Here is an 840-nt window from a genome sequence, read left to right as displayed (position 1 = left end):
GGAAGGCCAGAAGGTCCCGGTGGGCGAGGTGCTGGCGGTGATCCGTGGCGAGGGCGAAAAAGGCGAGGGCGAGGACGCCGGCCAGGAGGCGTCGGTCGAGCGCCCCACGCCGGCAGCTCCCCAGCCGCCTTCACCGCGAGCGCCCGACCGCTCGCCGCCGCCAACACCGGCAGCGCCTCAAGCCACGACCGCCGGCGGGCGGCTGCGCATCTCCCCGGCCGCGCGCAAGCGGGCCGCCGAACTGGGCCTCGATCCAGCCACCGTGAGCGGCAGCGGTGCCGACGGCAGCATCACCCTGGACGATATCGAAGGCGCGTCCCGGGCAGCCAAGGATGGCCCGACCGCTCCTTCCTCCCGGGGAACCTCTGCAAGCGATGCCCACGCCGCCATGCGCAAGGCCATCGCCGCCGGCATGGCCCGTTCCAAGCGCGAGATCCCCCACTACTATCTGGGCAATACCTTCTGCGTGGAGCCGGCCCTGGCCTGGCTCGAGGCCCATAACGCCGAGCGCCCGGTGGCCGGGCGGCTGATCTTCCCGGTGCTTCAGCTGCGCGCTGTGGCGCTGGCACTGCAGGCGGTGCCGGAGCTCAACGGCTGGTATCGCGACGGCGCGTTCCAGCCGGCCGAGGGCGTGCACCTGGGGGTGGCCATCGCCCTGCACGGCGGAGGGCTGGTGGCCCCGGCGCTGCACGACGCCGACCGACTTTCACCAGACGCCATGATGGCTGCCTTACGCGACCTCCTGACGCGCGCCCGCCAGGACCGGCTACGCAGCTCCGAGCTCACCGCGGCCGTCGTCACCATCGTCGGCTACATCCTGGTCACCGCCCTCGAGGACGG

Annotated in this window: 1 protein-coding gene; it reads left to right on the top strand. The window is 72.9% G+C overall.

Annotated features, from left to right (window positions below):
* Positions 1-840, top strand: an 840-nt coding sequence (locus RI841_RS04575; protein ID WP_310704396.1) for a 2-oxo acid dehydrogenase subunit E2, incomplete at both ends; no start/stop codon positions are given.

This window comes from Halomonas sp. (assembly GCF_031581305.1).
Classification (GTDB): domain Bacteria; phylum Pseudomonadota; class Gammaproteobacteria; order Pseudomonadales; family Halomonadaceae; genus Halomonas.
This window is presented reverse-complemented; position numbering and strand designations above follow the sequence as displayed.